Below are 24739 nucleotides of genomic sequence, written 5' to 3'. Positions count from 1 at the left end.
CTGACTTCTCTATGACTACGAAGAAGCTCGGTCAAAGGTGCGATGGAAACGGCCTTCAGACCAAAATCGGATCCGCGACCACTTCGGTTTCGATCTCGGTCGCCAGCGCCGCCACGGGGAGCGAACGCTCTCCGAGCTCAACGAGACCCGCCAGGGTCACCAGACCGATCGGTAAAGTCGCGTAGTGGGCATAGCCATCAGCGGCCGAGAGGACCCAGGTCTGCGCAGGAAGCGACAGCACTATCATGTAAGCCATGGCCGAAAGCGTCCCGGCTGCAACCCCTGCCAAAATCAGCAACGCGGCCAGGTGCCCCCCCTCGGCCGCGAGCAAGCGGGAATACCCTCGCACTGCCCCAGCGACCGTGCCGCGGCTCCAGGCGACCACGCCGGCGATCCCAGTGACGACCAGGGCCGCGCCTTGGAGATCCGCCAGCCCCCAGTTCAACTGCCAGCGTACATACCGTCCCAGCAGGGAGTTCGTGGCCGAGCCGGGCATGTCGAGCGTCGCTAACAGCACGGCCGTCGCCAGGTAACGCGCGGGCAAGACCGCCAGACAGGTGAGCATGGCACCCGGCAACATCCGGACCACCTCATTCGTATCGAGAGCATCGTTGCCCGTATCCCCCAGGCCTGCGTTCCGCAGTTCGACGAGCACCCAGCTCAGAAGTGCGGCATCCAGCAGTAACATGAGCGCAGGGATGAGGATAACCTCGAGCAGCATGCAACCGCCCAACGGCAGGTCACCGCTCCCGGACGCCAGAGAAACGAGACGATACAACAGATAAAGCGCCCCACCCCCCCAGACAAGTTCACCCCAAAGCACTTGTCGATTCCGCTGAAGCGAAAGCGGAACATACGGCCCGCTCCAGCGTTCAGCCGACACTCGGAACAGGACGATCGTCGCGAGCATCAGTAGCGGGAAATTATCCGCCAATCCCACCAGGTCGCGCAAGGGAGTCAGAGCCGCGAAGATCCCCTGCTCGACCGCGAGTTCTCCCAGCCCTCGCGACTTGGTCAGAAGAATCAGGTCGTCCTTGCCCTGAGCCAGATGATAGGTCCGAATTTGGCCCACGGTCCAGGCCAAGACGGTCATTCCAATCGTCACCGCCACCACTCGACCCGAGCGGCGCAGCCGCGTCAGAGCAGAGGCACTGAGTCGGACGTGGCCAGGAAAGTCGAACAACTGACGCAGCGCCAGTTTCGGTCCCTGATACACCATCACCACGACCAAGAGCGTGGCCAGGCCCAGCAGCCATGGCCAGAGCCCGAACAGGCTTGGCACCGACTCCGGCGACGAGAGCGTCAGACTTGAGTACCAACGGCGTAACGACAGCAGAGCCAGCGAGTTGGCATTCGCGTTCGACGCCTGGGCCCAAACCATCGGTAGCCCGATCAACGCACCACCCCCGACTTCACGACAACTCGATTTCACCCGTTGCGGACCCGATTGTACTCGCGCGCCGCCCCTCGAGCCAGAACCGGCCACAACATTTGTCAGAGACACGGCAAATCGAAGGCGAATGCCAACTCATTCGCCTTTCAGTCTTGGACAAATCGATGAAATCGGATTAACAATCCACCATCACGGTTTCAAGCCACCAACATCAATTCATTTAAAAGTCAAATCCATCTCGCGAGTCTAAATCCTCGGATCTACCAATACAGGAGCTCGGCCGTAAATCCCTCGGTCCACTGATAGCCCTTTGGAGTCGCGTTCACCCACAACGAATCACGGCCGGGTCGGACGGGTTAATCTTCCCGTAGGGTGGGCACGGCCCACCATCTTAAACTGATCATGCACAAGGAGATCGGGATGGTGAGCCGTGCCCACGCCACGGGAGGGAAGCGGGCTGAAGATCCAGAGGCAACCGCGCAACGAAAAACGCCCCGACCCTTCCGTGAGGAAGAATCGGGGCGTCTTTGAAGGATTCCGGCGATCACCGACTTTCGCGCCAAAGGCACTATCATGGGCCTGACGGGCTTAACGGCCGTGTTCGGAATGGGAACGGGTGGGACCCCGTCAGTATGTTCGCCGGAAAAGCAACCGGCAGGCGATCAAACCCGCCGGTTACGTGTTGCTCAAACTTCACAGTGGTCGTCACGCAAGATCCTACCGCCACTTCGATGGGCATGACCAACCGACTTCGAGTCTCTTCACGACGCGTGGTCCCCGTTATTGGATGGGAATACGTCGCCGTGTGATCGATCGAATGCGATCGGTGAATGATGCAACCCTGATTCCTGTCCGTGTCGAATCCCCAAAGGGAGCCGGCGGACGGATCGGGGTGGTCAAGCGATCGGCTGTTAGGACCGGTCGGCTGCGGCGATCACTCGCCGTGCACTCCCGGCCTATCGACCTGGTCGTCTTCCAGGAGCCTTCGCACTTGCGTGCTGGAAACCTCGTCTTGAAGAGGGCTTCGCGCTTAGATGCCTTCAGCGCTTATCCTTTCCCGACCTAGCTACTCGGCGATGCCCTGAGCAGAACAGCCGATACACCAGAGGTCGGTCCTCCCCAATCCTCTCGTACTAGGGGAGACCCTTCGCAAGTTTCCTACGCCCACGGCAGATAGGGACCGACCTGTCTCACGACGGTCTGAACCCAGCTCGCGTACCGCTTTCATTGGCGAACAGCCAAACCCTTGGGACCTTCTCCAGCCCCAGGATGCGATGAGCCGACATCGAGGTGCCAAACCTCCCGCCGCTATGGACGCTCGGGGAGATCAGCCTGTTATCCCCGGAGTACCTTTTATCTGTTGAGCGACGGCCTTCCATCCAGCACCGCCGGATCACTAACGCCGACTTTCGTCCCTGCTCGACTGATGGGTCTCGCAGTCAGGCACCCTTCTACGTTTGCGCTCATGTTGCCAGATTGCCGACCTGGCCGAGGGTACCATTGCACTCCTCCGTTACTCTTTGGGAGGAGACCGCCCCAGTCAAACTGCCCGATGAGCATGGTCCCGGTCCGGGCTACGGACCGGTGAGGATCAGAGTCATTTCAGGTGGTATTTCACCGATGGCTCCCCGACGGCTGGCGCCGCCGGATCACGGCCTCCCACCTATGCTACACAGAAAGGACGCTGACCCAATGCCAACCTGCAGTAAAGGTTCACGGGTCTTTCCGTCTGACCGCGGGTACGTGGCATCTTCACCACGGCTACAGTTTCACTGGGTCCCTCGTGGAGACAGTGCTCCAGTCGTTACGCCATTCATGCAGGTCGGAACTTACCCGACAAGGAACTTCGCTACCTTAGGACCGTCATAGTTACGGCCGCCGTTTATCGGGGCTTCGGTCGCCAACTTCAGCTTGCGCCTCATCGGCTCCCTTAACCTACCGACACCGAGCAGGCGTCAGACTCTATACGTCCTCTTGCGAGTTGGCAGAGTCCTGTGTTTTTGATAAACAGTCGCTAGAGCCGATTCTCTGCGGCTCTCCTTACGGAGAGCACCCCTTGTACCGAAGGTACGGGGTCATTTTGCCGAGTTCCTTCACGAGGGTTCTCCCGAACGCCTTCGGATACTCGCCTAGCACACCTGTGTCGGATTGCGGTACGGGCCAGATGGTTCGTCCCCGCGGGGCTTTTCGTGGCCGAGAGTTCATCAGGCTTCCAGATCGAATGCTGTCGGCCTTGCGGCACGGGGTAATCTAACACCCCGACCTGACTCTCCTCGGCGTCCTCCGCGGTTCAACCTTACCATCGGGTGGCGGAATATTAACCGTCTGTCCATCGGCTACGCCCTTGGGCCTCGCCTTAGGTCCCGACTGACCCTGGGCGGATTGACCTTCCCCAGGAAACCTTGTGCTTTCGGCGGACAGGCTTCCCACCTGTCTTGTCGTTACTCGTTCCGGCATTCGCACTCGCCCGCGCTCCACTGGTCGTTTCCATCCAGCTTCATTGCGGCGGGCGACGCTCTCCTACCATCAGTTTAACCTGATCCGCGACTGCGGCACGACGCTTAGTCCCCGTCATTTTCGGCGCGGGATGGCTCGACCGGTAAGCTGTTACGCACTTTTGAAATGATGGCTGCTTCTAAGCCAACATCCCGGCTGTCACCGCGATCCCACTTCCTTTGCCACTGAGCGTCGATTTGGGGGCCTTGGTCGGCGGTCTGGGTTGTTTCCCTTTTGAACGTGAAGCTTATCCCCCACGTTCTGACTCCCGGGGTCCGTCGTGCGGTATTCGGAGTTGGGTTTCGGAGGGTAGGCGGGAAGCCCCCCTACCGAATTCCGTCGCTCTACCCCCGCACGATATGTCCCGAGGCTGGCCCTAAAGCCATTTCGGAGAGAACGAGCTATCTCCAGGTTTGATAAGACTTTCACTCCTCCCCACGGGTCCTCCCCCAGTTTTTCAACACTGGTGGGTTCGGTCCTCCACGACCGGTTAGGGTCGCTTCAACCTGCCCATGGGTAGTTCACCTGGTTTCGCGTCTACTGCACCCGACTAAATCGCCCGATGAAGACTCGCTTTCGCTACGGCTCCCCCCCTGAAGGGGTTAACCTGGGGCCGGATACAGTAACTCGCCGGATCATTATGCAAAAGGCACGCGGTCACGCGGCCCGAAGGCATCGCGCTCCCACCGCTTGTAGGCACGGGGTTTCAGGTTCAGTCTCCTCCCCTAATCGGGGTTCTTCCCACCGTTCGGTCGCCCTACTGGGTTCGCTATCGGTCGTCATCGAGTGCTTAGCCTTGCGGGATGGTCCCCGCCGATTCAGGCCGGGTTTCACGTGCCCGACCCTACTCGGGTACCGAAGAGGGGAGTTTGCATCGTCGCTTACGGGGCTATCACCCGCTCTGGCGCTCCGTTCCAGGAGGCTTCAGCTGACGCTCACTCATCCCATGTTATCGGCCCCACGACCCCGAGTGGTGTCCCACTCGGTTTAGGCTGATCCCCGTTCGCTCGCCGCTACTGAGGGAGTCTCGGTTGATTTCCTTTCCTCCGGGTACTGAGATGTTTCAGTTCCCCGGGTCTCTACAGGCATTCCAGGATCGACGTTCGTTGGGCAACTCCCTGGACTTATCGCAGCCTTCCACGCCTGTCTCTGATGACGCCTAGGCATCCCCCGTGCCCTTAGGAGCTTGACCACGCCGATCCGGACGCCGCGGTTCCTCGAAAGAAACTCAACAGCCAGAAAGGCGAGGGGTCAGTCCCCGATCTATCTCTTCGATCGAGTGCCCAGTGTCTCGCGACACAGGACCACTCTCACTTGGGTAACGATCCCAATGTGAGGCCGGTTGCTTCACAGCAAGCGACTCTCACGCATCCGTAAGGGTTCCACTGTATTGTGGAGAGATTCTTCTACTTGGTCTGCCACGACCATTTGTTTGCGGTTCTCACTTGCGTGACCTAACCACCGGATTGTGAAAGAGCAACCGAACCCCAACGACAGAACTTCCGGCCGAAACCGGAGAGCATCCATCTTCGAGATCCGCACTGGCCGCTGGCCAGGGGGCAACGCCGCGAACGGCCCTGCCCCGCACCCAGCAGTGCAAGCAAACGAATAGCGTGGGGAGGGGATGAGCCCACCCCACGCATTCAGGAATCTAACAATGGTCGATCGTGTTCGTGGTCAGAGAACCTTCGTGGGAAGCCGGCGTAAATACCATCTGATCAAGGAGACGGTGCCGATGCGGCCCTTCTTGAATCGGGTCGATGACCGAAGCCATGTCCCACGATCCTCAGAGCCGAGATTTTCTAAGAAAAATCCTTAGAAAGGAGGTGATCCAACCGCAGGTTCCCCTACGGTTACCTTGTTACGACTTAGTCCCCATCACGGGTTTCATCTTCGGCGCCTGCCTTGCGGCTCCGGCGACTTCGGATGCCCCCCGCTTTGGTGGCTTGACGGGCGGTGTGTACAAGGCTCAGGAACACATTCACCGCGGCATGCTGATCCGCGATTACTAGCGATTCCAGCTTCATGCGGGCGGGTTGCAGCCCGCAATCCGAACTGAGGAACGGTTTTTGCGATTAGCGTGACTTTGCAGCCTAGCAACGCTCTGTCCGCCCCATTGTAGTACGTGTGCAGCCCCAAGCATAAGGGCCATGAGGACTTGACGTCATCCCCGCCTTCCTCCGGCTTAACGCCGGCGGTCTGTCTAGAGTTCCCACCATTACGTGCTGGCAACTAGACACAGGGGTTTCGCTCGTTAGGGGACTTAACCCAACACCTCACGGCACGAGCTGACGACAGCCATGCAGCACCTGTGCACGTTGTACCTTGCGGCCTCACCGACGTTTCCGCCGGCTAATCCGTGCATGTCAAGCCTGGGATAAGGTTTTGCGCGTAGCCTCGAATTAAGCCACATACTCCACCGCTTGTGTGAGCCCCCGTCAATTCCTTTGAGTTTCAGCCTTGCGACCATACTCCCCAGGCGGGGTACTTCACGGTTTCCCTACGACAGGGAGCCCATCGGCGAGCCCCCTATCCAGTACCCATCGTTTACGGCCAGGACTACCGGGGTATCTAATCCCGTTCGCTCCCCTGGCTTTCGCGTCTCAGCGTCAGTAGGCATCCAGGACCTCGCTTTCGCCACGGGCGTTCCTTCCGATCTCAACGCATTTCACCGCTCCACCGGAAGTTCCAGGTCCCCCTATGCCCCTCCAGACTCGTCGTATCCGCGCCACTTCCCCGGTTGAGCCGGGGGATTTCAACGACAGACGCACGAATCCGCCTACACGCGCTTTAAGCCCAATGATTCCGAATAACGTTCGCACGGTTCGTCTTACCGCGGCTGCTGGCACGAACTTAGCCCGTGCTTCCTCCAGGGATCAATCAAGGTCTTACGACCCTTTTTCCCCCTCGACAGGAGTTTACAACCCGAAGGCCTTCATCCTCCACGCGGCGTCGCTCGGTCAGGCTTGCGCCCATTGCCGAAGATTCTCGACTGCAGCCTCCGTAGGAGTCTGGGCAGTGTCTCAGTCCCAGTGTGCCGGGCCACGCTCGCACGCCCGGTAGGCATCGCAGCCTTGGTGGGCCATTACCCCGCCAACAAGCTAATACCACGACAGCCCGTCCCAAGACGCCGAAGCTTTGGCAAAACACCGATGCCGGTGTCGTTGCGTCGCTGGGGATTACCCGCGGTTTCCCGCGGCTATACCCAATCTTGGGGTTGGTTACCGTCGCCTTACTCACCCTTGCGCCACTGGCCTTGCGGCCCGTTCGACTTGCATGCCTAATCCACGCCGCCAACGTTCATTCTGAGCCAGGATCAAACCCTTCGAGATTGGTCGTCTCCCCTGCTCCGAGGAGCAAGAGATCCGGTCCTCACCTTCAAAAGGGTTGAGGAATTTGCTAACTGGTCGCAGCTCGAGTTCGCCGGGGCAAGCCCCGTGTTCCCTCGTGCTGTTGGCTGTTGGATCCGTCTCCGTCGCGATTCGACCTCCAACCAAACGGGGTCGAGACGACTCAAACGGCTCCACGCCGGCTTCCCTCAAAGGTTCTCTTCAACCACAAGAACCACGATCGACCGGATTGTCAAAGAACGAAGGTGCTGCCGATGCAATTGGCCGGAGTGACTTGCCCTTGAAGGCGTGTCACGCCGGCCCACCTACCGACAACATCGCGGCCCGCTGTCATGGTGAGCGGTTTCCCGTTCCCAGGTCAGCCGGCCGTTTCGTTGTCACCCGTGGTGACACAGGCGACAAGGGAGATAATAGCAGGTTCGCTCCGAAGGTCAACAGGTCGATCCGGATTCCCTCCCTTTTTTTTGCGAACCGAAGCCACCGATACAATGTCATGTAGGGTCTTCATCGTAAGTCCCAGATCTCAATGGACTGATCTTCCACTGACTTCCCCCCTGGGCATAACGAGCCTCCATTCAGCCCCATGTGCAGGTCAGCTATCCTGATGGACCGCGAGTTGGGAGTAGCTGCAGGGATTTCGCTCGTGAGCGACGGCTTCCAGTCCTTCGGTACTGAGGCAGTCGCGAACGTTCACCAACGCCAGACGTGTCCGTTGGGCCATGCACACCCTACATGAGGGCGTGCCACGGCCATTGGTCTGGGTGGCGGAAATACGAAAGGTCATCAAGCAGACCAAGCCGGCACAACCACCAGAGAGAGGCCCTCATCCGGCCGAGCCGCGTGCGGGGGGGGTAACAGGGAGCGTTTCACCGTTTGCTAAGCCGGACAGTGAACGTCCGCTTCAGGAGCGATCGCGCGAGGGAGTTCGGGTGAATCGTCCCGCGGGGGGAGTCGCCAGTGGGGGGGGAGAGGTCGGCTCCTCATAGAGCCGGAGAAAGCGGTAATAGACTTCCAGGGTCAGGGTCGCCATGGCTGTGCAATAGATCCGGCCACCACGGGCTCCGTAATCGCTGTCGTCGGGGTCCCAACTTCCCGCGCGGTGGCCTTCGAGCTGCTGACGGCGCACAATCTGGTCGCGGACACGATCATTCCAGCGAGTCCAGGCTTCCCCTCCCTGCTGGTACATGGCCAGGGTGCCGTAGTACCAATAGTAAAGGTTATAGGAGTCGCGTCCCTTCTTCCCCGGCCCATTTTCGAGCAGGTAACTTGCCGCCTCGTTGCTGATCGGCCCTGGACCGCCGACTCCGAGGAACTGGCGGCAAACCCAGGCTTCAGCGGTCATGGTGGGGGTAGCGGGTTGGCCGGGCTGATAGCTGGCGAGGCCTCGTTCGGGTCCGCTGGCCACCTTATCAAGCCAGGCGAGCGTACCACTCTGGATCGAGGCGGAGATCGGGATGCCCGAGACCTTGGCCGACTTCAGGGCCATGACTACCCAGCCCAAGATACTCGTGTCACCCCGCTCGGCTCCGGGCAAGTAACGCCAGGAGAGGCCGTCGCGGGCGCGGGAACGGCTCAGAAAGCCGACCGCGCGCTCAACCGAACCGCGTAGTTGCACGTCCCCCGTCAGGGCGTAAGCCTCGCAGAGGGCGAGCGTCGCCATGGAGTGGCAATACATGCCCACGGATCGGCTATCGCCGCGGAGGTCGCCATCGGGTTTCTGGATCAGGCGAAGGAACTCAAGGCCCCGCCCGACCGCGTCGGCGTATTTTCCATCGGTGTGGGTATAGCCCGAGCCAAGAAAGGCCAGCAGTGCCAGCCCTGTCAGGGCGGTGTCGGCCTCCCAGTAAAGGCATTCGCCGGTACAGGGTTCCCCTGGGGGACAATGGACCGTGTAGTCATCATCTCCCTTGACGGGAGTACCGTCCGCGTGCCTCGCGATGCCGGCGTCCCAACGACCATCGGCGTCCTGGTGCCGAGACAGCCAGGCGAGCGCTCGTTCCACGGCTTGCTCACTCGCCGCGGTGGCTCCTGCCCGCTGCGCCAGCGAGGAGCGGTTGGGATCGAGGCGTGAGCGATAGACCTCGGGAACATCCTGTAACGGACGCCCGCCGATTGCCCCCTGGATTTCGGGGAGCCGGGGAAGGCCGTTCGGTGTCGCCCGCGACAGGGTCAGCGGCCCCACGGATTCGGCCAAGGATCGGACCGCGGGAGTCGGCAGGGTGGCCGGACGCTGGGTGCGGAGGAGTTGGCGAACGTCGGTCCCGGCCACATCGGCCGGCGGTGGAGCGACTGGAGAGCGGCGAGTCACCCGCGTTTCGACGCCCGATAACGCCGGATCGCCCGCAACCTCACCAGGTGCGGTCCCCGGGCGGGACGACGTAGCGGACTCTCGTCCCGGAGCGGCGATGAGGGCATTCTTCGTCTCGGCCCCCTCGGGCCGGGCAAGCGCCAGAGCATCGAGTGAAGGGACCGCTGGCATCGCGAGGGCGGGAGCGGAGGCTGGCGCGGCCAGCGTGAGTTCGCCCGACCGTTCTACCCTCGCGCTGGCCCTTCGATCAGCCTGGGCATCCTGCCCCGAACGAGTCCGCGCGGGAATCTGATCGAGAGGGGACGACACGTTGGCTTCGGGGGCTGTTACCTCGGTGAGAACGGGGGCCGCGATTTCACTGGGATCACTCGGAGCCGCCTGTGCCTGCGGCGGCTCCATCACGACCGAGTCAGCGACGGGGGGTGGTTCGGCAACCGCCGCGACGGGCGGCTTGACGTCGGGCACAGTCGGTGGCGGAGGCTCGGGCAGCACGTTGGGACGGACCGGCTCTGAAAGGGCGGCTTCAGGCCGAGGCGCGGCCACCTTCGTTTCGTTCAACGCCAGAACGTCCCGCGGCCGGTCCCACGGATCCTGAATCGGTTTGCCTCGTCCGACGGCCACAAACTTCCCAGGCCGGGACGGCCCTTCGGTCCAAGGGGTGATCCGGATCTGTTGAATCCGCTCGCGAGTGGATTCCCCCTTGGTCTTGGGGTGAAGCACCAGAAGCACTTGGGGCAAGGTGCTCCCATAGAAGCCCAGCACCAGGTGCGACGCGACCGAGAGCACCAGACACTTGCGCAAGACGCGACGTGAACCCCAGCTCGTCCAGGTCATCAAGGCAAGCAGCAGGGCGATGACCCCCAGGGTCGTCCAGACGCCGACATCGGCCCTGAGTAAGTGGAGGAAGCTTTCCAGGTTCAGGCCGGTCATCGCGTCATGCCTCGACAGGGATCCAGGGCCTTGGTCGGTTCATTAATTTGAGCGGATTCCATCGTACCGACTCTGCCGGCCAACGCACCGGATCGGTTCAGGCGTAGTCATTCTCGCGATCGACGGGCCGAAGATGAGTCTCGGGGATATCGACCCGGACCGAGTGAGGCGTCCGTCCGGCCCGAGGCTCCAGCGGTGTGTTCATCGCGATCGCATCGACGGTCTCGGTGCCGACTCGTTCGAGGTTTCCCACGATCGCGTCGACCCGGCCCACCAATCCGTCATAGGCGACCAAAGCCAGGATCGCCAGGGCAACTCCCGCGGTGAACGGGACGAGGGCCGAGCCGAGGACCGGAGCCCAGTCGGTTCGCGCGGTCGCCAGCGCCCGGGTGGTCGCCATCAGCGTTCCGAGCAAGCCAAGCAACGGGGCCAGGGCCGCGATTCGGCGGAGTGTCCCGACGTTGCGCCGAAGCCGCTCGGCCTCGATCCGGACCGTCATCGTGAGCGCCCGCTCCTGATCGGTCACGGGGCGATCCCAGCGGCGGACGACCCCCAGAGCCACGCGTGCCGCGGGACTGGGATTGAGTTCGCAGAAGTCGAGCGCCTTCCCCCGATCGAGCTTACCGTCCTGGAGCCGGACGATGAAGCGTGCATGGAAGTCACGTGGAATGATCCGTTTCGTCCGCAAGCGAACCAGGCGGCCGAGCAACACCAAAACGCCAAGTCCGGCGCAGGCCACCAAGCCTCCCCAGGTCACCCTATCCGTCGGCGGAGTCTTGTGATACCAGGCCACTGCCTGGCTCCAGGCCTGCCTGGCGGGTTGGGCGAGAAATTCCAGGTCCCCCCCCGCGCCGAGTCCTCCGTCAGCGCCTCCGGAAAACGCAAGGGCGAGCAGGGCGAGGGCGAGTCCGGCTCGGGCAGTTTCGCGGCCCCGGGTCGACGGTCGTTGCATGGACGAAATCCTTCTCGAGTCGTGGAAGGGACCCGCTCTCATCTTTATAAGGAAGCTCAGACAACCTCAACATCGCCGGCCGATTTCACGTCATCCGAGTCGAAGGCCGTCGACTGCATTCGGAACGATCGACGGCAGACGATCGAAAAATCGGAGCAATCAAAACGTCGTCAGCGAGTCTCGGTCTCCGAGGAAGCCTGAGCGTGCCTCCGCGCCGCCTCGAGCCGGGTCTTGGCCTCCGAGGCGCTTGGATCCTTGGGGAACTTGGAGCGGAGCTCTTCATAAGTTTCGGCGGCCACCGCCCACTGGTCGAGTCGTTCGTAAACTTTTCCCGCCTCGAGCAGCGCGGCGGCTTGCCAGGCTGGGGCGTCATAGAGAGTTGCGACGCGGAAATATTCGCGGAGCGCTTCCTTATATTGCTTCTGCCAGAAGTACGATTCTCCGCGCATCAGTTGGGCACGGGCGGCGAGATCCCCCCCCTTGCGGGCATCGATCACCGCCTGGTAGGCCGCCAGCGCCTCGTCGAACCGGGACAGTTGCTGCAAGGCCCGGCCGCGATCATACTCAACCTCGGCAACCAGCGGATCCTTCGCGGCAAACGACTTGAAATCGGCCGCCGCCTCGATCACCTTCTCCCATTGCTTCAGCGCAACCAAGCTCTGAATCCGTCCCCGGCGAACCGCAACGCCGAACCGTTCGGGATCGGTTTCGGCTGCGGGTTCGGAGGCGAGCGTCTCGAATCCAAGGGCGGCCGCCTCGGCGTCCCCCCCCTTCAGAGCGACATCGGCTCTCAAGAACCGCGCCTCACGGTGAAAGCGATCCTCGGGAAATTCCTTGAGCAAGCGGTCGATCACCTTGGCCGCCTCGTCCAGCTCCGCGCGTTTATCGCGAGCTCGGCCCATCAAAAAGAGGGCCGAGGGCAGGAGTCGCGGCGCGGTGCTCGCCCCTTCAGCCACGAGAGGAGTGAGCAGGCTCACAACTTCGTCATAGGTCTTGGCGTCATAGGCGGATTGGGCAAGGATGAGGCGGGCATCGGCGGCCCGGACACTTTCGGGATGTTCGCTCAAGAGGCGGCCGAAGACACGGTCGGCCTCGGCTGTCTTCTCGGCGTCGAGCAAGGCCCAGCCCCACTCAGCCAGCACAGCGTCGGGTTCGGCCCCCTTGGGAGCTTTCGCGGCACGGTCAGAATGATCGGTGAGGTAGCGCTGGAAGATCTCGGCCCCCTCGGCGGGCCGTTTGAGCTCGACCAGCATCCGGGCGCGAGCCAGGTCGGCCTGCACCGCCTGGTCGGTCTGCGGATACTTCTCGGCGAGAAGGGCGAACGCTTTCAGAGCGTCGTCAGGTTGCTTCGCCGATTGAAGCGCCTGGGCTCTACCCAGCGCGGCTTCGGGGGCCAGCTTATCGTCGGGCGCCGAGTCGAGTAGCGTGGCGAACTCCGCGGCGGCCTCGACAGGGCGTTCGCCCTCCAGTAAGGCCCAGGCGAGACGGAGGCGGGTCGAAGGCAACGTCTCAAACTTAGGAAAGCGTTGGGCCAAGCGGCCGAGCGCGGTGGAGGCCTCGTCGATCTGGCCGAGTTCCAGGCGAGACCAGACGATGTATGTCATGGCATTGGCAGCCACCTCGCCGTTGGAGTTGCCGGCGAGGTATTTCTCGAGCGCAGGGATGGCTTCGGCAAACCGCTTCGCCTCAAAGTGGCCCTGGCCCACGAGATACTGCGCATTGGCCGCCGCGGGAGCCGCGGGGGTCTTGGCGAGCGAGTCGAGCACCTCCTCCGCCTTGGCTTTCTGCCCATCCGCCCGATACGCCAGCCCCAAGTAGTAGAGAGCGGCCTGAGAGGTCTCGGGGGCGGGCTTCTCTTCGGCCAGCAACTGGCTGAGGATCTGGATCGCTTGCTTGGCTCCGCCCTCGTTGTAAGCCACCTGTCCTTCGATCAACTTCGCGTCGGCGCGGAGCGGGCTCTCGGGGAACTTGGTGACGAATGAGCCGGCCAGTGCCTTCGCAGCCGCCTTATCGCCCGATTCCAGGGCCAGCCGCGACGCCCGAATCAAGGCGTCGTCAGCCCAGGGGTGCTTCGGGTCCGATTCCGACGCCTTCTGGAACCGCGTCCGAGCTTCGTCCAGTTGGCCAAGCTTCTGCGCGGCTTCGCCCGCGCGGAAGATCAGAGCCGGTGCCAGCGCCGTCTTGATGAATTTCTCCGAGGCCTGATCGAATGTCGCAAGTCCTTCAGCCGCACGGCCCGCTTCCAGTTGCGAACTCCCCAGCGTGAACGACGCCTGCGCGGCCAGGTTTTGAGACGAGTCAGCCATCAGGCCGGCCAGGAGGGTCTCACCTTCTCCCCGACGGTCGAGCTGGATCAAAGCCTCAGCGCGGCCGAGTCGAGCTTCTCCGACCAGAGCACTCTTGGGTGCGACCCGCTCCAAGCTCTCGAACGCCTCCACGGCTTTGGCAAACTGCTTGGCCTCAAACTGGGATTGCCCGATCTGAAGCCAGGCGCGGTCCGACCAGTCCCCTCCGCCCTGCTCGGCCAGTTCCGAGAGAATCTTCACCGCCTCGGCCGACTTCCCTTGCAGTGCCAGGGTCCGCCCCAACCCAAATCGCGAGCGATCGGCCAGCCGCCCTTTCGGATGAAGCTGGAGCGCCTGCTCGTACGCCTGGGTCGCTCGTGGCAAGTCTTGCATCCGCAGGCAGACCTCGCCCAGATAAGGCCAGGCGGTCTCGAGATTACGATGCCCTTTGGCGTTGGCGGTAAACGACTCGAGAGCCCGTCGCGCCACGGGCAAGTCACCCAGCATGTAGGAGGTTTCACCGACACGATAGAGGGCCGTCAGCCGATTGGCATGCTGGGGAGCCGCCTCGAGAAAGGCCTCGAACTGACGGCGGGCCTTGTCGTACTGGCCCTGAAAGAGCCGGGCATTGGCCAGGCCAAATCGGGCCTCGTCGGCGTGAGCACCTTTGGGCGTTTCGTTCAGGAACCGCTCGTATTCCTCAGCCGCCAACTCGTAGCGGCGGTCACGGAAGAGTCCGTTGGCATAGTTCAAACCCTCGGGGACCGGTTCGGCCCGCGTCGACGAGGCTGCGCCGGAATTGCCCTTGGGAACTTCCTGAGCGTGAACCCAACCGGGCCAAACGGCGGAGAGTAAACCGAGTGCGAGTGTCGGCGCTAGCCGGTCGCGGCCCGACCGGGCCTGAGTCGGGTTGAGGGGCACGAGTCCGTCTCCCTGGACGTCGGCAACCACAAACGTCCACTTGAGAATTGAGTTGCGCCGAGCGACCAGACACGCCATTGTCGCCACTCACGGCATCCGCATTGTTATACCCGCTCTCGCTCGATCCACTCAAGGCCGAGAACTTCGGTCCCCCTCGACTGACTCAGAGTGCGTCATACTCACTTATCATCGGAATTCTTCCGTGGCCTTCCCGAGCCAGACTGAGGGAATTCGGAGAGTCCATAGACCCCGCCTTCCCTGACAAAATCGGCAAAACAGGCAAAAAAATCCAAAAAACAGGCACACGATCTGCCGTCATAATCGTCAAGGTCTGCGACCAACAACGACATCCGGCATATTCTTCTAAAAATCCGCAAAACACCCAGAGACCGCAATTATTTATCAAGTATAATAGAACAAACCCCAGCCGGATCGGGCTGTAGGTTTTTCGATCTCGGTCGCCGGTTGAGTTAGGCTTCGCACCCCATTGAGGAGACACAATTCATGAACTTCCGCCGCATGTTTGGTATCGCCGGCGCAACGCTGGCCTTCGGTCTGACCTCGTCGGCCATGGCACAAACCGCGCAGACTCCGGCCAAGGTTTTGCCTGAGCCCCAGGCTCCCGCGAAGGTGACCCCGGCTCCCGTGGCTCCCACGAAGGTTGCCCCCGCTCCCCAAGCTCCCTCGAAGGTTGAGCCCGCTCCTCAGGCCCCCTCGAAGGTTGCCCCTGTTCCCCAGGCTCCCTCGAAGGTAGCACCCGTTCCCCAGGCCCCCTCGAAGGTTGCCCCCGTCCCCCAGGCTCCTTCGAAGGTTGAGCCCGCTCCCCAGGCTCCTTCGAAGGTTGAGCCCGCTCCCCAGGCTCCCTCGAAGGTTGAGCCCGCTCCCCAGGCTCCCTCGAAGGTTTCTCCCGCTCCCCAGGCTCCTTCGAAGGTGGCCCCCGTTCCCCAGGCTCCCTCGAAGGTTTCTCCCGCTCCCCAAGCTCCCTCGAAGGTGACCCCCGCTCCGCTGCCGGTCCCGCAGGCCCCTGTCAAGGCAGCGCCCCAGGCTTGATTGAATCGTCCCCTCGATTCCTTCCCCGGCCGTTCCCACGGCCGGGTTTTTTTTTGTTGATCGGTCGGGAAACACATCTCCATCTTTCCCAAACCCGCCCCGACTCAACGCGCTCTCGTCCCGATTCCCCACGAGAACCAAAGTTATGGCCCCGTGGAGAACAGTGGCGCGACTTCATGGCCCTCTGGTCGCGTAGTACAGGGCCCCCGAGCTGACTCGAAGCTTGGTCTGAGGTGCGCACAGTCATTCACCGTGGCCCGCGGAGCGGAAGCCGGATGCCCCTGGCAGACCAGCCTCATATCCGTTAAACTGCCATGATTGCCGAGGTCGCGTGTGAGGGGTCGCGAAGTCGATTGTGGTGACGTAGCCCCGCCCCGAGCGCCTTCCGTTACAGTTTTTGTGGGTTGACCGCACGCCTGACCTGCCCCTCGGGTGGGGCCGCTGGTGCTTTCATGGTTGTTTTCGAGACGGGATCGCCTTGTTGACGTCAGGATGTGGGGTCGCGCTGACTCCCTCCTCCGGACGTTCGAGGACGTGTCTGGTCTCGATTGATGCTTTCCGTCGTCTCGCTTGAAGAGGAGTTGAAGCCCGTCATGATGATCTATGTCGGAAACTTGGATTACACTGTGACTTCAGACGATTTGCGGGCCTTGTTCGACCCGCTGGGCGCGGTGACGTTGGCCGAGGTGCAAGTCAAGTCGCGGACCGGTCAGTCTCGTGGATTCGGCATGGTGGAGATGCCTAGCGACTCGGAAGCCAAAGCGGCGATTGCAGCTTTGAACGGAGCCGAGCATCGTGATCGGAAGTTGACCGTCAATGAATCTCGCCCACGACGCACGGTGCGCGACTTGTACGCCGGTGGTGGTTGGTTCGGCGGGGGTGCCGGCTAAATCGCCTTGCACGGAACCTTCTGACAGACAAGAGAGAGCGGATGAGACAATCCGGCCGGCCCGCGAAATTCCTCGCACCGTGCCGGGTTGCGGCACAGAGGCTTCCGGCGTAAGTTGGGAAGTCCTTCCGCTCTTCCTCCCACTCCTCGTGGGCGAGCGGGAGTGAAAATTCGTCCCACGTGGCTGGGCTTTCGCATGCCGCGGGTAGTTGAGCGATTCATGTCAAAAACCGAGCGGGAACGCAGCCTCGCGGTCTTTGTGGACCTGGAAAACCTCGCCATGGGGTTTCAAAACCAGCGCAAGACCAAATTTGAAATCCAGAAGGTTCTCGAACGGTTGGTGGAAAAAGGGAAGCTGATCGTCAAAAAGGCTTACGCCGACTGGAACCGGTATCAAAACTACACGGCTCCCTTCCACGAAGCCGCGATCGAATTGATCGAAATCCCCAAGCGGAGCCAGACCGGCAAAAACTCGGCCGATATCCGACTGGTCGTCGATGCGATGGACCTGGCCTGGAGCAAGCCCCACATCGACACCTTCGTGATCGTCTCGGGCGATTCCGACTTCTCTCCGCTTGCATCCAAACTCAAAGAAAACGGCAAGCACGTCATCGGCCTGGGAATGAAGGGCTCGACGTCCAATCTGCTGCGCGACAACTGCGACGAGTTCATCTATTACGAAGATCTCGAGCGTCAGGAACAGGATGAGCAAGAACTGGCGGTGAATGTCTTCGCCGATATGCCGGAGCGAAACGCGAGGTTTATACGCTGCTGATCGAGGCCTGCAATGCGTTGAGACGCGAGAACCACGAGGTCCTCTACGCTTCGATGATCAAGGACACGATGAAGCGGAAGAAGCCATCGTTCGACGAAAGCTACTACGGCTATCGGAGTTTCACTCATCTCCTCGAAGAAGCTGACAACCAAGGCGTCGTCGACATCGAGCGCAACCCGAAGAGTGGCACCTACGTCGTCACCCGCTTCGGCGTCCGTGAACCCGCCAAGGATGCGATCGAAAAACCGCGTCATGTGCCCCGGCGACCGCGCGAAGCCTGAGACGATCGTTTCCACCTCTCCGGATTTGTCACGACACTCACACCCCGGAAGGTTCGATCCCATGGTGGGCCCTCTCAAAAATCGCGAGACACGCCCCACCGCCAGCCCGATCTGCACCGCCCCGTCGATCTCTGTGATCGCCGGGGTCTGCGTCTTGCTGGCGCTGATGGCGACCTGTGCGACGGACTCCCTGGCGGAGAACCCGGCCGCGACGCCGGCCGACTTGGGCAATTCCTCAGCTCGCTCAAGACAGAAATCGAACGCCTCTCGACCCGCATCCAGAAGCTCCAGGAACGGGTTACGATCGCCAAACCCAGCCCTGCCACCGAGCTGGACGCACTTCGAGCGCAAGTCGACGAACTCGCCAGATCGGCCGAGGCTCTGCCTGCCCTCGCCAAAAAAGTCGAGACCCTCGACGACCAGGCCGCCGCCGCCGACAAGCAAATCGCGAGTTTTCGCGAACGAGTCCTGGCCCTGAAAGCGAAGAAAAAGAGGGCCGCGGACTCCGCGCTGCCGACGGGAACAACCAATCCCCCGGAAACGCTCTCCGATGACGACCTCGCGCAAGGGCTTGATGCGTTCAAAGCAGCAAAGTACCAAGAGGCGAACGACCTTTTCCACGCACTCACGGTGTCCCGACCAAACGACGCCCGGGTCTGGTACTACGCGGCTCTGAGCCATGGCCTGGCAACGAACCAATGGAAAGACGAGACCATTCAGCTCTTCAATAAAGCGGTCGAACGCGAGAAGGCAGGCACGCCTGACAAGGCCAAGATTGACGCCAGCCTGATTCACGTGACCGAGCCGAGCGTCAAGAAGTGGGTCGACTACTTCCGCAGGGCCGCCCAGCGCTGAGTCATTGAGCCGCTCGAACGTGTTCCCTCACGAAAAATGAGAGTCTCAGGGATCAGGCCCAGACGACGAGCAAATCTTCGTAACACGTTTCTTTTCACGAGGTTGTATCTCTTCGCTCCACGGAGGGCTAAGATGGCGACGGGAGCCCGGGAACCCCACATGTCCGCTCCGACGAAGAGGCCGGAGGTGAGTTCCATGTCTCCGTTCCGGGTCCCTGGCTTATCGACTGCGCCTCCGCTCCTTGAGGCCTCGAACCTGACTGGATTCGGAAGGCTGGAGGCTCATCGTCGAGCCTCCGTTACGGAGCAGCGCGTTCCTCGGATCGAGCTGTCCCGTTCTTTTTCCGGCGAAGTCGCCTCCCCGATCAACCACCTCGAGGTTCGTCCCGCGGCGAGGAAAGTCCCACTCAGTTCCGCATCCCTGCTCGCCTGCAGGAGGCTCCGTCCTCGAGAAATTCTTCGGACGCCATCGCGGGTACGGTGGATTTCATCGTGCGATTGAGTGAACCATCAATCAATCATCAAGACCACGTGAAGAACCATGTCGACACCTCCAAAAGACCGACGAACGATGCCCCCTCTCCCGGCCGCGGGGGTGCGCCCCATGGCTCAGGACGAGTCTGCGTCGCCGTATGATTCGGGGCGGGACAAACCGACGGTTCCACCGCAGTCCGATCCTGGCGCCAGAGCGACCGCCGCCCCAAAGTCCAACGCCATCAACATGGCTCTGCTTGAACTCCAGGGCGATATCGACATCCCCGAAAGCCCAGTTCCTCCGCCTGGGCCGGCTCCTCGTGCCAGCGAGAAACCGCGGGAAGACGTGCCTTCGCAGCTTCAGCCGGAGGGAACGCCCGCGCCGAGGCCGGAAGCCCGGCTCGCCCCCCCACCGCCGGTCGAGCAGCCGGTCGCACCGGGGCGAGCGACCTCCCCTGAGCGAGAGAGCGTCGCGGCCGCTCACGAATCGACCGTGACGGCCCCCTCGTCAGGTCCGACGTCGGGTTCCATGTCGTCGACCCCTCCCATCGCCGGACGGCTCGAGCGGCCGAGCCAACGGCCGCCGAACGCAGGGGCCCCCGCGCCTCAACCGGCGGCCGTGAGCGCTCCCCCGCTCACCACCGTGCTGATTGCGGCGGCCGTGGTTTCGCTCATGGTCGGGTTCTTGGGGGCCTGGGCTTACAATCGGTTCGTCCGGGAGGATGAGTCGCCGACCGAACCGGCCGTGGCCTCCTCCTCCTCCGCGACCGACGCACCGGCTGAAGCCCCGCCAAGCCTGAGCACCGCGGAACTCGAGCCGCTGAAGACCCGGCTCGACGAGCTTGGCAAGCAGGTTAACGCGTTTGAGAAACAACTCGACGAAGCTTCAAAGCCCCCCGCAGCGCCCGACCTCTCGCCCATTCGCCAGCAGATCGACGGCGTCGCCAAAGCCCTTGCCACGATTGATCCAATCGCCAAACGACTCGATGGCATCAACACGCGGATGGAAGGCCTCGAGACGTCGGTCAATCTCCTCAAAGGAGACGTCGAAACGCTGGAAACGAAGCCGGCGGAACCCGAGAATCGGGAGGTCCCCGCTCCGTCGGCATCGCCCAACAGCAGCACCCCGGTTCCCGTTCCCGCGGCGGCCGCCCCCCTCGAGCCTGCCCCGCTGACCCTTGAAAACGCGGATGCGGGCCTCGCGGACAACGCCTTGGCGGGCGGAGTCGAACTCTTCAAACAGGGAAAGTATCAACAAGCCTACAACGTCTTCGAGAAGCTCGAGAAGTCGAACGAGAATGACGCGAGGGTCTGGTATTACGCCGCCTTGAGCTATGGCCTGGCCAGTGGAGACTGGGGCGAGACGACCGCGAATATGGCCAAAAAGGGGGTCGAACGCGAGAAGGCGGGAACTCCCAAATCCTCAGAGATCGACGCGATCTTTCGAGAACTGGACTCGGGCACCGGCAAGGAATGGCTGGCGTTCAAACGAAAAGATGTCGCCAAGTGACCGTTGTGTTGGATCACTCGGAATCGAGAGCCAACGGGGAATCTGAATGCCACGGGTTCCAGTCCCGGCTTCCGTGAGAGGTCGCGGGCACGACGGACGACGCGTGCCCTTTGGAGCCAGCCCCAAGGATTGTTGAGGAGCGACGCCGATGGCCGAAAACGACATCAAAACGGATCAGCAATGGCGTGAACAACTGACTCCCGAGCAATATCACGTGCTCCGAGAAAAGGGGACGGAACGCGCCTTCACGGGGGAATACTGGAACACCAAGACTCCGGGCGTCTACCGTTGCGCGGGCTGTGGCCAAGAGCTCTTTGCATCGGGGGTGAAGTTCGACTCGGGCTGCGGTTGGCCGAGCTTCTCCCAGGCCCTGGAAGCGGAACGCATTGATGAGCATCGCGATGTCAGCCACGGCATGATCCGGACGGAAGTCACATGCAGCCGTTGCGGCGGGCACCTCGGGCATGTCTTCAATGACGGACCGGCTCCCACTGGGCTGCGTTATTGCATCAACTCGGTCTCGATCCAACTCGAGACCCAATCCGCTCCCAGGGAAGCCAGCGGATCCTGACCCCTGTCTTTCCCTTGGATCCGCCCCCATGCGTGTTTTGATCGTGGACGACGAACCCAACATCCGGCGCACGCTCCGGGTGGCGCTTGAGGCAATGGGGCACGCCGTCGACGAGGCCGACTCGCCCTCCTCGGCCCTCCGCCATGTCGAACGTCATCCGTTCGACGCCGCCTTGCTCGACTTGCGGCTCGGCAGCGAGTCCGGGCTCGACCTGATCGTGCCGCTGTTGACCCAGTTGCCTCGCCTGGCGATCGTCGTGATCACGGCCCACGCCAGCGTCGATACCGCGGTCGATGCGATGCGCCGAGGTGCGTTCGACTACCTGCCCAAGCCCTTCACCCCCGCCCAGGTCCGCGGGGCTCTCGAACGGATCGCCAAGGTCCGCGGCTTACGCGATCAGGTGGCCGGCCTGACGGAACGGGTCCGTGCCGAAATCCCCGAGGTCGAGCTCGACAGCCCCGATCCCCAGATGAAGCGGCTTCAGGAACTCGCCCGCGTGGTGGCCTCCTCCGAAGCCGCCGTGTTGATCCGGGGCGAGAACGGCACCGGCAAAGGAGTGCTCGCCCGCACCTTGCATGCCTGGAGTCGACGCGTTCAAGAACCCTTCGTGACGGTCAGTTGCCCCAGCCTGAGCCCGGAACTGCTCGAAAGCGATTTGTTCGGCCACGCCAAAGGGGCCTTCACAGGCGCGGTCCGCGAGACCGCCGGCAAGGTCGCCGCCGCCGAGGGAGGAACCCTCTTCCTGGATGAAGTGGGGGACCTCCCCCCTGCCCTGCAACCGAAACTGCTGCGATTCCTCCAGGAGAAGCGCTACGAGCGAGTGGGTGAGTCAAAAACCCGGTCCGCCGACGTTCGGTTGCTCTCCGCGACCAACCGAGGGCTCGAAGAGGCCGTGGCCGCCGGGACCTTCCGCGAGGACTTGCTCTACCGCCTCAACGTGGTCGAACTGACGCTCCCTCCGCTCCGCTCACGGACGGACCTGCTCGCCTTGGCCGATCATCTGCTTGCTTTCTTCGCCCGCCAGACCAACCGCCACCTGACCGGCTTCGACGCCGCGGCGCGAACCGCCCTCACACGCCACACCTGGCCGGGCAACCTCCGCGAGCTCCGCAACGCCGTCGAGCGGGCCGCAATCCTCGCCTCCGGCCCCGAAGTGGGCCTGACCGACCTGCCGGAACGGATCGCACAGACCCGGTCGCAACTTGGCCCCGTGACTGCGATCCGGGTCGGCGCGGCGGTGAGCCTCGAGCAAGTGGAAATCGAGCACATCCGCCAGATCCTCGCCACCACGGCCAGTCTCGACGAGGCGGCTCAAATCCTGGGCATTGACGTCAGCACGCTCTACCGTAAGCGGAAACTCTACGGTCTTTCGGTCTGACCCACGCCATATCGTCTCCCTCCCGCCAAGGAGTGAGGCAGGCCCCGTTACAGTCCCTTCAAATCTCCGCCAGTCTCTCACTTTTTCCAATCAGAATCGTTCAAAGCGACATCTAGACCGATAAGTCCTTACTGAGAGATCCGGTTTTTTGCAGGCTCGTTTTCCCTGGGGAAACCTGAACAAGCCCGGCAGTTCGCCTGAGCCGGGTGTTCAAGTCGTCGAGAGCCGAGCATCCATAGTCGTGCCTGGATGCTCAATGATGCAAAAAAGACCATCTCCAACGGTCCCAATAGGATGGGGAGGCCGTAGCTACTCTGTGGCCAGCGTTCCGGGCCCCTGATGCCTGAGAGTGCATCCCTCTCAACGGGGACTTGCCAGATTGCGAACCGAATGCGTGCGAACTTCGTAAGAATCATAGATATGAAATCCCTCGATGGCCGGTTCTCCACGTCCGATCTGCTCAGTCCGGAACCTTGGCGAGTGATTCCGGCCCGGCCGCGCATCGAAGGTGACATGGGGGGGTGAATCCAATGATCCCACATAAGGTCGCCGCCACCATGGCGCTCACTCTGTTCAGCCCGGCCATTGCGAGGGCCGAGCCGAACGCGATTGGAACTGCTGACCGGGCGCAGTTGGCTTCCTACGCACGAGACACCTGGCGTTCGATCGAAGCGATCACGTCCGGAGTTGACCTGCCAGCCGACGCACTCCGACGCGAAGGGGACGTCTGGATTCCGACCGGGCTCACATCGCCCTCGAACGTCGCAGCCTATCTTTGGAGCACCTTGGCCGCGGAAAGCCTGGGCCTGATCACCCGGGACGAGGCGGGCCAGCGTCTCTCTCGAACTTTGGAGGCACTTGCGCGTCTCGAGCGTTCGAACGGCTTCTATTACAACTGGTATGACCCGGTCAGCGGAGCGAAATCGCTGACATGGCCGGGGGGAGGACTGGTCCGCCCTTTCCTCTCGAGCGTGGACAACGGCTGGTTGGCGGCCGCCCTGATGGTCATCAACAATGTCCGTCCCGATCTCCGACCTGCCGTCGATCCCCTCCTCGACCCCATGAATTTCGCCTTCTTTTATAACCCATACGACGCCGCCAACCCGATCGCGCACCCCGGTCTGCTTCGCGGCGGTTACTGGCCCGAAGATCAGATGTTCACCGAGTTTCATTATGGAACGTTGAACACCGAGCCTCGGATTGCCAGCTACGTGGGCATCGCCCGCGGTCAATTGCCCGGCGAGCACTACTACCGCATGCAACGCGCGGGGGTGTCGCCCGGGGCCCCGACGCGAATTCATGCCGGGGTTCCGGTGGTGCAAGGGACCCAGGAAGTGCGCGGGATCCGGCTCGTCCCCACCTGGGACGGCACCATGTTCGAAGCGTTGATGGTCACCCTGTTCGTCCCCGAAGCCGAGTGGGCCCCCGAAAGCTGGGGCATCAACCATCCGCTGTACGTGAAAGCCCAGATCGAATATGGGCAGAACGACCCGCGACTCGGTTTCTGGGGCGTTTCCGCCTCGTGCGATCCCGATGGAGGCTATCACGCCTTCGGCATCCCAGGCCTCGGTGCGTGGTCGCAGATGAACCCAGCAGCGCAAGCGCGCGAGGGAGTGGTCACTCCACACGCGTCGCTCCTGGCCCTACGGTACGCACCGGCCGAAGCCATGGCCAACCTGCGGGCTCTGGCAGAGCGGTTCCCCATCTATAACAACCACGGCTTCATGGACTCCGTGGACGTCATGACGGGGCGCGTCTCCGATCGCGTCTTGATCCTCGACCAGGGGATGATCCTGGCGGCGATCGCCAACGCGTTGAATGGTGACGTGCTGATCCGTGCCTTCAGCGATGGTGCGGTCGAAGCGGCGGTCCGCCCCTTGATCGCCCCCGAGCGGTTCGAGGCGGGACTCGCCCTCAAGACCACGCTGCGAACCCCCCAGGTCGTGCCCGTGCATGAGACGAATCCAAGCGTCATTGCCGCCGGCACCGAGTGGTTGAGCGACCTCGCCAGCGTTCCGCCAATCCCCTCGCCGCATCTCGGTCACGGCCGGAAAGCGACCAAAGTTCCCTTTGCTCTGAGAGACACGCCCGAAGCCACGATCGAAACGGGCCCAACTCAGCCTCAGAAGCGCCGGAGCCGCAAGGGACGTCGCACCAAGGAGCCCCAATCCGCCGACCAGGAACTCCTCGCGCAGGTTCCACTTCCCGATGGGAGCCTGGCGTAATCCACAGACACGTTCACGCCCGTGAGCCACGGGTTCAGTGCTCGGAACCCGTGGGCGAAGACCCCTGGCCGAGAACGCCAGCCGAAAGCAGGCCGGT

13 protein-coding genes and 3 rRNA genes are annotated in these 24739 nt (G+C 62.3%); 9 read left to right on the top strand and 7 right to left on the bottom strand.

The window, feature by feature from the left end; genetic code table 11:
- Nucleotides 1-55: 55 nt before the first annotated feature.
- The 7 genes from V5E97_RS10935 to V5E97_RS10905 all read right to left on the bottom strand — a co-directional run bounded on the left by V5E97_RS10935 (nucleotide 56) and on the right by V5E97_RS10905 (nucleotide 14713).
- A complete protein-coding gene (locus V5E97_RS10935) occupies nucleotides 56-1381 on the bottom strand; it encodes a hypothetical protein (protein ID WP_406699353.1) in 1326 nt (441 codons plus the stop codon).
- 547 nt (nucleotides 1382-1928) lie between these two features.
- A 5S ribosomal RNA gene (gene rrf, locus V5E97_RS10930) occupies nucleotides 1929-2037 on the bottom strand.
- 248 nt (nucleotides 2038-2285) lie between these two features.
- A 23S ribosomal RNA gene (locus tag V5E97_RS10925) occupies nucleotides 2286-5081 on the bottom strand.
- A 627-nt stretch (nucleotides 5082-5708) separates the two neighbouring features.
- Nucleotides 5709-7221: ribosomal RNA gene (locus tag V5E97_RS10920) — 16S ribosomal RNA — on the bottom strand.
- The 16S, 23S and 5S rRNA genes sit together here, the layout of an rRNA operon.
- Before the next feature lie 919 nt (nucleotides 7222-8140).
- Entirely contained in the window at nucleotides 8141-10477 is a 2337-nt protein-coding gene (locus tag V5E97_RS10915) for a hypothetical protein (RefSeq protein ID WP_406699352.1), read from the bottom strand.
- A 97-nt stretch (nucleotides 10478-10574) separates the two neighbouring features.
- Nucleotides 10575-11429: a MotA/TolQ/ExbB proton channel family protein gene (locus V5E97_RS10910; protein WP_406699351.1), complete on the bottom strand. Its 855-nt coding sequence runs from the start codon at nucleotides 11427-11429 to the stop codon at nucleotides 10575-10577.
- A 170-nt stretch (nucleotides 11430-11599) separates the two neighbouring features.
- Nucleotides 11600-14713, bottom strand: a complete 3114-nt coding sequence (locus tag V5E97_RS10905) for a tetratricopeptide repeat protein (protein ID WP_406701146.1) — start codon at nucleotides 14711-14713, stop codon at nucleotides 11600-11602.
- A 426-nt stretch (nucleotides 14714-15139) separates the two neighbouring features.
- On the opposite strand from V5E97_RS10905, the gene V5E97_RS10900 reads away from it, so the two are divergent.
- From V5E97_RS10900 to V5E97_RS10860, 9 genes are all read left to right on the top strand, one after another.
- Nucleotides 15140-15685: a hypothetical protein gene (locus V5E97_RS10900; RefSeq protein WP_406699350.1), complete on the top strand. Its 546-nt coding sequence runs from the start codon at nucleotides 15140-15142 to the stop codon at nucleotides 15683-15685.
- Nucleotides 15686-16278: 593 nt separating this feature from the next.
- On the top strand, nucleotides 16279-16575 hold the full coding sequence (locus V5E97_RS10895; RefSeq protein ID WP_406699349.1) for an RNA recognition motif domain-containing protein: 297 nt from the start codon (nucleotides 16279-16281) through the stop codon (nucleotides 16573-16575).
- A 219-nt stretch (nucleotides 16576-16794) separates the two neighbouring features.
- Complete coding sequence (locus V5E97_RS10890; RefSeq protein ID WP_406699348.1) at nucleotides 16795-17349, top strand: NYN domain-containing protein; 555 nt, start codon at nucleotides 16795-16797, stop codon at nucleotides 17347-17349.
- Between the two features lie 17 nt (nucleotides 17350-17366).
- Nucleotides 17367-17630, top strand: coding sequence for an OST-HTH/LOTUS domain-containing protein (locus V5E97_RS10885; protein WP_406699347.1), 264 nt, complete (start codon nucleotides 17367-17369; stop codon nucleotides 17628-17630).
- A 630-nt stretch (nucleotides 17631-18260) separates the two neighbouring features.
- Complete coding sequence (locus tag V5E97_RS10880; protein ID WP_406699346.1) at nucleotides 18261-18485, top strand: hypothetical protein; 225 nt, start codon at nucleotides 18261-18263, stop codon at nucleotides 18483-18485.
- 570 nt (nucleotides 18486-19055) lie between these two features.
- Nucleotides 19056-20468: a hypothetical protein gene (locus tag V5E97_RS10875; protein WP_406699345.1), complete on the top strand. Its 1413-nt coding sequence runs from the start codon at nucleotides 19056-19058 to the stop codon at nucleotides 20466-20468.
- Nucleotides 20469-20616: 148 nt separating this feature from the next.
- Nucleotides 20617-21039 (top strand): peptide-methionine (R)-S-oxide reductase MsrB, encoded by a 423-nt coding sequence (gene msrB / locus V5E97_RS10870; RefSeq protein WP_406699344.1) that lies wholly within the window; start codon nucleotides 20617-20619, stop codon nucleotides 21037-21039.
- A 28-nt stretch (nucleotides 21040-21067) separates the two neighbouring features.
- Nucleotides 21068-22417: a sigma-54-dependent transcriptional regulator gene (locus V5E97_RS10865; RefSeq protein WP_406699343.1), complete on the top strand. Its 1350-nt coding sequence runs from the start codon at nucleotides 21068-21070 to the stop codon at nucleotides 22415-22417.
- Between the two features lie 530 nt (nucleotides 22418-22947).
- Entirely contained in the window at nucleotides 22948-24642 is a 1695-nt protein-coding gene (locus tag V5E97_RS10860; protein ID WP_406699342.1) for a glucoamylase family protein, read from the top strand.
- Nucleotides 24643-24739: the final 97 nt, after the last annotated feature.

The sequence above is a fragment of the Singulisphaera photorubra genome (assembly GCF_045290345.1).
Taxonomy (GTDB): domain Bacteria; phylum Planctomycetota; class Planctomycetia; order Isosphaerales; family Isosphaeraceae; genus Singulisphaera.
Note: the sequence above shows the minus strand (reverse complement) of the source record. Positions and strands in the feature narration are given on the sequence as shown.